This window comes from Halomonas sp. V046 (assembly GCF_052645355.1).
Map to the genome: position 1 here is coordinate 1 of NZ_JBQXYF010000028.1, position 8,807 is coordinate 8,807.

Sequence of the window (8,807 nt, forward strand, 5' to 3'; positions counted from 1 at the left end):
GCTCAACCCCCATCAGCCCCCGTCAGCCCCCGTCAGCCCCCTCTTACCTCACCAGTCAGTTCGACGACGCCTCGATGCTGTACCAGCCGGGCTTGGCAAAGCGCAGGCCCAGGCCATAGGCCAGGTACGCGACGGCGAAGGTCAGCGGCGCCGACGCCCCGGCCAGGGTTGGACTCAGCATCGCGCCAATGCCGACGACGATCGCCAGCCCCCAGGCGCCAACGCCACAGGGATTGATCGCCGGTATGCGGGAGTTATCGAGCTCCAGATGGCCGCGAAAGCGCTGCTGATAGGTGCGCGAGCGCATATGGGCAAGCGCGACCCCGACCCAGGCCACCACGAACACGCCCTGATAGGCCAACGCCTTGAGCAGATAGGCGAAGACGTCGGCGGCCATCAGCGCATAGGCCAAGGCGCCGACCAGGCACCCCGCCAGGATCTTGTTGAGCTTGATGCCGGTCAGCTTGCGCACGAAGGCCTCGAGATTGACCGTCGCCAAATAAAAGTTAGCCGTATTGATGCGGCTCTGGGTGACCCACACCAGGACAAGCCCCGCCACGCCCATCAGCTCCAGCAGGCCCAGCACGATGGACGCCTCCGATAGCCCTTCGGTCGGCAGACACGCATCGAGCAGAATGCCGACCAGGCCACTGAACAGAAACGTCATCAGATAAAACGGGATGCCGAAGGTCACTCGGCCGTGAAACCGCGCATCCTCGGGCCGTCCGAAGCGAGCATAATCGAAGGTAAACATCATCAGTACCCACACGCCCATGTAGTAGGCGAAGGTGTGCAACCAGCCCCAGGGGCTCGCTCCCGCCTCGGGAACCCGTGCCAGCCAGCCACTCGGATAACCATACTCGGCAATCGCCATGCCGACCGCGACCAGCATGCCGATGATGTAGACCGGCAGAAGCACACCGTTGAACTTGTCGAGCCAGTGCTGAACGCTGCCGAAGATCAGCGATACCCCGACGACGACCACGATCAGCGTAGCGCTGGCCATGCTCAGCGATGGCGTCCACGTCGACAGCACCAAGGCCATGACATAGCCTTCAAAGACCGCGTAATAGAGCGCCGTGGCGAAGAAGATCAGGGTCGCAATGGTCGCCCCGAGATGGCCAAACAGGACCTTGGAAAACAGCGCCACGGTGAGTCCAGAGCGCATGGCGAAGCGGCTGATCACGGCGTTGATCACGCCATAGCAAATGACGGTCAGGACGATGCCGACAAGGGCATTGGCGGTGCCGTAACTGCGCGCCATGGCGGCAGCCACCACCATGTAAAAGATCGCACTGCAAACGGCCCACCAGGCCATCATCAGATTGCCTCGCGGCATTCGCTGATCCAGCGGAATGGGGCGATCGGTGAAGTCGGCGTCGCTCTTGTCCTGGCGACGTGCCTCGTCTGTCGATGTCGTGTCTTTCATGCGGATATCCTCAAGCTCTGTTGTTGTCATTGGCGCTTGCTCCCGGGCGCACGCCCAGGGCCGCGGCCGAAATACCGGCACACGGACACCCCCGCAGGACCCTAGGGTCCTGCGTGTAATGGCGATCACTGAGAAAAACGGGTCGGATCAAAAAAAAGGCGATGCGGTCGACGGGATCCCCCCAGAGTGCTGCGATCGCGGACTCCCGTGGACGGACCGCCGAATTCGCCTACCCGAGGGCTTGGCGCAGCCCCTTGAGGCGCTCCTGGTAGGCAGCGCGAGCGGCCAGCGCCTGGTCCAGAGAGACCGGTACAAAACGCACCTTCTGGTGGGGCTGGATCTGTCCGACCAGGTCCATGTCGGCGCTGATCACCGTACCGATCATGGCGTAGCCACCCCCGGAGACCGCATCACGGTGCAGCACGATCGGCTCACTGCCGCTTGGCACCTGAATGGAGCCAATCGGATAGCAGGCATCGACGATGTTCGAGGGGTCATCGCCGGCGCCAAAGGGCGGCTCGCGCTCGATGAACTCGAGCGGCGTACCGCCCTTGAAGCGATAGCCGATGCGGTCCGCCTCGGAGGCCACGCTCCACTGTTCTTCATAGAAGCGTGCCTTGGCTCGATCCATCAGGCGGTGATCATAAAGCCCCACCACCACGCGCAGCTCATACTGCTTGGCATGACTCGGCCGCCAGGCATCCGCCAAGCGGCGACCGACCTCGGCGTCCTGCGCCGCCGGTAACACCGCCAGCAGGTCGCCCTGTTGCAAGGTCCGGCCCTTGTATCCGCCGAGCCCGCCGAGTGCATAGGTACTGCGACTGTCCAGGCGCTCGGGGACATCGAAGCCGCCTTCCACCGCCAGGTACAGGCGCGCCCCGCCACGCACGAAGTCGAAGCTCAGAACACTGCCCGCCGGAACCTCCAGCACCTCGTGGTTAGGGCAGGCCACGCCGTCGATCTTCGGCACCATCTCGGCGCCGCTGGTGGCGATGCGCCGGGTGGTCGAGAAACGCAGCTCCGGCCCCATCAGGGCACACTCGAGTACCGCCGCCTGCTCAGGGTTACCCAGCAGCAGATTGGCGGCACGCATGGCGAACTGATCCATGGCCCCCGACGGCGGAATGCCAAGGTGATAATGACCCGCACGTCCGGCGTCCTGGATCGAGGTCGCGAGTCCCGGCTTGATCACTTCAATGCTCATACAACACCTCCTCGACACGGCGTGCCACGCTACCTGGGTCATCACCAAAGGCATCCAGGTCAAACACAAATGGCGCCGAGCGCGGCACGAATGTGCCTGCTTCGGCCTGCGCCACCATGGCGTCGTATTCCTCTCGGTCGATGGCACGATGCTTGACGATATCGCCGGGTCGGAAGTAGATCATCGAATCATCGATATGGGGCTGGTTGGCGCTGGGGTCATAGATCGGCATCGGCGTGACGCCGAACATCTGATACCCCCCGGCGCCACGCACCGAGTAGATGCAGCTGAAGCAGCCGCCGTAACCCACTGTTTGCTTAGGAGTATCGGTACGCGGACTCAGGTACTTTGGCACCTGGATCTGGCGCTCCCGCGGGACCATCTGATACATGAACGGCAGCCCGGCGACGAACCCCACCATGGAGACGAACCAGGGGCTCCCACTATGGGCCTGGATAAACCCATCGACGCTGTCAAAGCCATTGATCCTGGCGGCATACTCAAGATCGGTGCCGCTCGGGTCCTGGTGACGGTCGCGAAAGCGCATCAGCGTCTCGTGGGTCCAGGGGTCGTTGTACAGCACCGGCACCTCCACGACGCGCGTCTCGAGGCGCTGAATGCTGCGGCCAAGCACCTCGGCGTCGAGCCGCTCCAGGGTCTCGATCAGGCGACGTAGCGGCAGGCGATCGGGGTCGTAGCGAACCTGATAGGAGGCGTTCGCCGGGCAGATCTCGATCACCCCCGGCAAGCGCCGCTCACGCAGCCCCGAGGTCACCGAAATGGAGCGAAAGAAGGCCTCGAGCGTCATCGCTTCGTCGAGTTCAACGAAAAGAAATTCGTCGCCGGCGGCGCTGTAACGCGCAGGCCGCGGCGCCGGGTCGGGCATCGTCTGAGAAGCGTTCATGGGCGGGTCTCCTGTGGGGCTGGCGCCGGGGTCTCGGGGCGAGTCGATGGATCGGTCGCGGCATTGGCCGGGTCGTCGAGCCATGCCTCCAGGGTGGCGGTATGGAAGTCGCCGCACCGCACCGCAGGGTCCTGCACCAGTCGAGCGTGCAATCCCGCTGTCGTGGTAAAACCGGTGAGGTGGAACTCGCCGAGCGCACGGGCCGCGCGATTCAGCGCCGCCTCCCGAGACTCGTCCCAGACGATCAGCTTGGCCACCAGAGAGTCGTAATACGGCGGCATCCGATAGCCCTCGTACAGTCCGGTATCCACCCGAATGCCGGGCCCCGTCGGCCAGGTCAGCCGCTCGACGGTGCCCAGCGACGGAAAGAAGCCATTGTCCGGGTCCTCGGCGTTAAGGCGCATTTCGACCGCCCAGCCCCGGCGCGTGATCGCGTCCTGGGTCAAGGACAACGGCTCCCCCAACGCCACCCGCAGCATCTCGCGCACCAGATCGATGCCGGTGATCATCTCGGTGACCGGATGCTCGACCTGAATGCGCGTGTTCATCTCGATAAAGAAGAACTCACCACTATCGTCATCGTAGAGATACTCCAGGGTACCGGCGGCCACGTACCCCACGTACTCGGCCAACGCCACCGCCGAGGCGCACAGGCGCTGTCTTGCCGTCTCATCGAGCGCCGGCGACGGGCTCTCCTCGAAGACCTTCTGGCGGCGGCGCTGCAGCGAGCACTCACGCTCGAACAGATGCACCGCGCGCTTGCCATCGCCCAGAATCTGGACCTCGATATGGCGGGCACGCTCGATGTAGCGCTCCAGATAGACAGCGCCATCGCCGAATGCCGCCTGCGCCTCGGCCTGGGCCAAGGGCAGTTGATGTCGCAGTTCGGCCTCATCCGCGGCGCTGCGAATGCCTCGGCCACCGCCGCCGGCGGCGGCCTTGATCAACAGCGGAAACCCCACTTCGGCGGCCGTCACCACGGCGTCCTGCACATCGACCACGGCCCCGGCCGAGCCCGGCACCACCGGCACCCCCGCGGCAATCGCGGTGCTCCTGGCCTGAGCCTTGTTGCCCATGCGCTCGATCAGCTCGGCGTCGGGACCGACGAACACCATGCCCGCGGCGACCACGCGCCGGGCAAACTCCGGGCTCTCGGAGAGAAAGCCATAGCCGGGGTGGACGGCGTGTGCCCCGACCCGCTTGGCGGCGTCGAGAATGGCATCGATATTGAGGTAACTCTTGGCCGCCTGGGCGGGTCCGATGCACACCGCTTCATCGGCTAGCGTCACCGCCAGGCTATCGGCATCGACCTCACTGTGAGTCACGATGCTGGTCAGGCCCAGCTCCTGTGCGGCGCGCACAATTCGCACGGCGATCTCACCGCGGTTGACGATCAACAGACGCGTTGCCTTCATGCTCCGGCCTCCCCGGCGTCGATGACCGCAATATCCTGTCCCGCGTCGACGACGTCGCCGTCTTCGACGCCGAAGCTTAGCAGCCGGCCGGCGACGTCCGCCTTGACCTCGAAGAACTGCTTCATGACCTCGAGCAGGCCGATGGTATCGCCCGCCGCAACGTCGGCGCCGGGCTCGACGAAGTTATCGGCCTCCGGCGACGAACGGCGGTAGAACACACCGGGGAAAGGGGCTTGCTGAACGTGCTGTGACATGATGAGGCCTCGCTTGTTATTGGCTATTCGAGCGGTAGAAGAAAGTCAGAGAAAAACCGCAGTGGTCTGGCGCTCAGCCGGCGCCGGGCGAGCGCAGTACGATGCCCTCGTCATCGAGGCGACGACGTATCGCCGTCAGCATCTCGAGGGCACCCGGGGAATCGCTGTGCAGGCAGACCGAATCGAAGCGCACGGCGAGCGTCTTACCCGACAGGGTCTCGACGACGCCCTGCTGGGCCGCCCGCAGTACCTTGTCGGCCACCGCATCGGGATCACGCCGCGCCACCTGGCGCACAAACACGATGGAGCCGCTGTCGTCGTAGTCACGGTCGGCGTAGAACTCATGCACCCGCTGGATGCCGGCGATCTCCGCGACTCGGTCAAGTTCGGAGCCGGCAAGGCAATACACCGGCAGCTTGGCGTCGACCTGAAGCAAGGCATCACAGAGCTCGGTGGCAAAATCGGCGTCGCGAGCGGCATGCATGTACAGCGCGCCATGCAGCTTCAGGTGGCGAATGGCCATGCCCTCACGAGCCGCCAACTCGCGCAGGGCACCGAGCTGATAGAGAACATCACTCACCAACTCGTCGGGGGCGGCCGCGATATGGCGACGGCCGAAGCCAACCAGGTCACGAAAGCCCGGGTGGGCACCGACGGCAACATGGTGGCGGCGGGCCTCCTGCAGACTATGGGTCATGGTCGAAGGGTCACCGGCATGAAAGCCGGTGGCGACATTGGCGGAGCTGATCAGCGCCATGATGGCGTCATCGATATCACCGCCGATGCGCCAGGCGCCGAAGCCCTCGCCCATGTCCGCGTTGATATCCAGGTGGTTTGTCATTATGGGTCTCCCGGTTCGGTCTCTCTGTTGTAGCCGAGGCGGAGACATCTTTGGAAATACCCATTTTTGTTTGGCATTATCAAAAAAACCGAATGCCGGAGCCGACCATGGCCAACAACCCCTCGCTTAGAAAGCTGCGCTACTTTCTCGCCGTGGCCGAAAGCGGCCGGGTCACCCAGGCCGCGGTGGACTTGAATGTGTCTCAGTCGTCGGTGACCACCGGGGTCAGAGAAATCGAAGAGGAACTGGGCGTTAAACTCTTCGAGCGCCAGGCCCAGGGCATGATCCTGACCCGTGAGGGAACGCGCTTTCTGCAGCGAGTACGTCATGTTTTCCAGGCCGTGGATGAGGCCTTCGACAGCACGCGCCTGCACTCCCCCACCCTGACCGGGCGTCTCGACCTGGCGATGAGCTATACCGTCGCCGGCTACTTCTTGCCGCCTCTGCTGGCACAGTTTCAGCGTCGCTACCCGGGCGTGGACGTGCGCCTGCATGAGGCTTCGCGACCGACGATCCAGGCCGGCCTCGAGGGTGGTCGCTTCGATATCGCCATCATGCTGATCTCTAATCTAGAGCCGGATACCTCGCTGTCCGCCCATCTGCTGATTCGCTCGCCGCGACGACTCTGGGTCGGCAGCCGCCACCCGCTGCTCAAGCGCCGCGGTGTCGGGCTGGCCGACGTCGCCCAGGAGCCCTACATCATGCTCAACGTGGATGAGGCCGAACAGACGGCGCTGCGCTACTGGGCACCGACCGGGCTCTCGCCCAGCGTGCTGTTCAGCACCTCGTCGGTGGAAGCCGTGCGTTCACTGGTCGCCAACGGCTCCGGGGTCGGTATCCTGTCGGACATGGTCTACCGCCCCTGGTCCCTGGAGGGCCGGCGCATCGAGCACATCGATCTTAGCGATCGCATTCCGACCATGGACGTCGGCCTGACCTGGGATGGCAGCAAACCGCTGACCGCACCGGCCCAGGCTTTCCACGACGCCCTGATCGAGGCCATGGCGGCGGGCTGAGCGACGCGATGGCCGCGACACTCGTGCACAAGCGAGCTCGACGTTTCGAAGGCCGTAGCTCTGCGGCCCCCTGCGAGATGACGGCCGATGACGAGATGGCGATACTCCCTACCCCATTGCAGTCCGATCGGCTCATTTGATGCGGATTCCAGTCCGAATTTGTAAGAGATAGGCGATATTCCACTTTGCCGAATCCACGTACCCTATGGTCCTGCAAATAGCCGGATTTTCATGAGCGCAAGCGAGACATCGTCAGCGGCCGCCTGCCACCTTCGGCCCGGCCAGCATCAGCCGGACATTGCCGAATTTGCCCGTGACCGAACCGAGCAATCTCGAGCGTCTGCATATCTACGGTGATGGTGAGTCAGTTGTGGGTGCTGCCTACCGAGGCACCTTCGCCGACGGCCCAACCAGAAACGGCGTGGCCGATGCCAGCGCAACGCTTTCTGGCGTCTCTGGCATGGGCGCCACCGTCGTGTATTGCGCCAATCCGAGGGATAACGGATTGAAGCCTCACGAGTGGGCGGACAAGCAGGCCGGCAAGCCGACACTGGCCATGCAGTCTAAGACGCAGGGGGCGAAACCCCATCAGGACAAGTCATCCAATATCAGGGAAGGAGTTGGTAGATGGCGTATAGCGGCGGTTTCCTGGGTGTCGATGTCTCGGCAGAAGTGAATGAGATGCGCGAGCACGCCATCCGTCAGCGTGTCATCACCGCCGATCCCTATGCTCCACATCCAACACCCGAGGCCGAGATAATTGTCGAGGTCGATGACGACTCGGTGTCGATATTGGACCTGGTGATTCAAGCCGCCTATATGCTGCCGGTCGTCGGCAATGTCATGGCAGTAGGAGATGTTGCCCGTGATGTGATGGACCTCACGGACAGCGACGAGCAAGGCCAGCCCAACCACGAGAATGCCTGGCTGTGGGGCGTTCTCGTCATCGATGCTATTGGCATTGTGCCCGCCGTCGGCAATGCGTCACGGCCGGTTCGCCTCGCCTCTCGCGAGGCGGTATTGGCGTTTGCCCGAGGAGACGGCGTCGAGATCGCCGCCGAGCTATTGTGGACAGCCGCGGCCGGGAACGCGCTGGAGTTCATGGAACAGCTCGGCCAGTGGCTCGAGTCCAACAGCGCGAGATTTCGGCGCCAAATCGCCCTTTTTATCTCCAAGCTGGAAGCCTTCATCGACAACCCGGTGGATGCAGCGACGCAGCATGGCCTGATCGACGCCAATCCGGCCTGGTGGGACGTGCTTGAACGTGGCAAGCGAATCCTGTTCGTGGTCTTCGACGAACTGGCCGATGCCATCGGCGTTGAACAACGCCAGCGAATCGTGAGCTTTCTTCGCCAACTGGGGCAATTGGCAGACAGTATGGTCGTTGAGGGCATTGGCACCTTGCTGCCTCTGCTATCTGATCTTTCCACTGCCCTGGTGGCGCGTAAGCGGCGCACCGGCGGCGTCACTCGCAGCGCCACCGCCGTCACCGGACAGAAAAATGAGCATGAGCTCTCGGCGCTGGAGCAGCAGTCGACCCGAGAGAAAGGAGACAACAGCCCGACCCCGGCCGGCTGCGCCTGCGCCTTTACCGCTCCCACCAGCGTCTCCGCCAATCCCATCGACTACGTCATGGGCGATGAGAACCTGTGGCACACCGACTTTCGCGTGCCGGGCCTGATCGACGTCGAATGGACACGCTACTACCGCTCGAGCATCGATGAGCTCGATGACAGCGAACTCG

The 8,807-nt window shown here is 63.6% G+C and carries 9 protein-coding genes; 3 read left to right on the top strand and 6 right to left on the bottom strand.

Annotated elements, in window-relative coordinates:
- Positions 1–55 precede the first annotated feature (55 nt).
- From ACUN9Y_RS21975 to ACUN9Y_RS22000, 6 genes are all read right to left on the bottom strand, one after another.
- Positions 56–1,429, bottom strand: coding sequence for a purine-cytosine permease family protein (locus tag ACUN9Y_RS21975; protein WP_445462882.1), 1,374 nt, complete (start codon positions 1,427–1,429; stop codon positions 56–58).
- 229 nt (positions 1,430–1,658) lie between these two features.
- Positions 1,659–2,633, bottom strand: a complete 975-nt coding sequence (locus ACUN9Y_RS21980) for a 5-oxoprolinase subunit C family protein (protein WP_445462883.1) — start codon at positions 2,631–2,633, stop codon at positions 1,659–1,661.
- Positions 2,623–3,537 carry a 5-oxoprolinase subunit B family protein gene (locus ACUN9Y_RS21985; protein WP_445462884.1) on the bottom strand — a complete coding sequence of 305 codons (915 nt, stop codon included), beginning with the start codon at positions 3,535–3,537 and terminating at the stop codon, positions 2,623–2,625. Before ACUN9Y_RS21985 ends, ACUN9Y_RS21980 begins: the two co-directional genes overlap by 11 nt.
- Positions 3,534–4,952, bottom strand: a complete 1,419-nt coding sequence (locus tag ACUN9Y_RS21990; protein ID WP_445462885.1) for an acetyl-CoA carboxylase biotin carboxylase subunit — start codon at positions 4,950–4,952, stop codon at positions 3,534–3,536. Before ACUN9Y_RS21990 ends, ACUN9Y_RS21985 begins: the two co-directional genes overlap by 4 nt.
- Complete coding sequence (locus tag ACUN9Y_RS21995) at positions 4,949–5,206, bottom strand: acetyl-CoA carboxylase (protein WP_445462886.1); 258 nt, start codon at positions 5,204–5,206, stop codon at positions 4,949–4,951. The genes ACUN9Y_RS21990 and ACUN9Y_RS21995 overlap by 4 nt, the downstream gene beginning before the upstream one ends.
- 73 nt (positions 5,207–5,279) lie before the next feature.
- Positions 5,280–6,047, bottom strand: coding sequence for a 5-oxoprolinase subunit PxpA (locus ACUN9Y_RS22000; RefSeq protein WP_445462887.1), 768 nt, complete (start codon positions 6,045–6,047; stop codon positions 5,280–5,282).
- A 107-nt stretch (positions 6,048–6,154) separates the two neighbouring features.
- On the opposite strand from ACUN9Y_RS22000, the gene ACUN9Y_RS22005 reads away from it, so the two are divergent.
- From ACUN9Y_RS22005 to ACUN9Y_RS22015, 3 genes are all read left to right on the top strand, one after another.
- The gene (locus tag ACUN9Y_RS22005) at positions 6,155–7,063 is read left to right on the top strand and encodes a LysR substrate-binding domain-containing protein (RefSeq protein ID WP_445462888.1); all 909 of its coding nucleotides are present in this window, start codon (positions 6,155–6,157) and stop codon (positions 7,061–7,063) included.
- Positions 7,064–7,376: 313 nt separating this feature from the next.
- A complete protein-coding gene (locus ACUN9Y_RS22010) occupies positions 7,377–7,739 on the top strand; it encodes a hypothetical protein (protein WP_445462889.1) in 363 nt (120 codons plus the stop codon).
- Positions 7,691–8,807: DUF6531 domain-containing protein (locus ACUN9Y_RS22015; RefSeq protein ID WP_445462890.1), on the top strand; the 1,117-nt coding region annotated here is incomplete at its 3' end. The genes ACUN9Y_RS22010 and ACUN9Y_RS22015, both read left to right, overlap by 49 nt.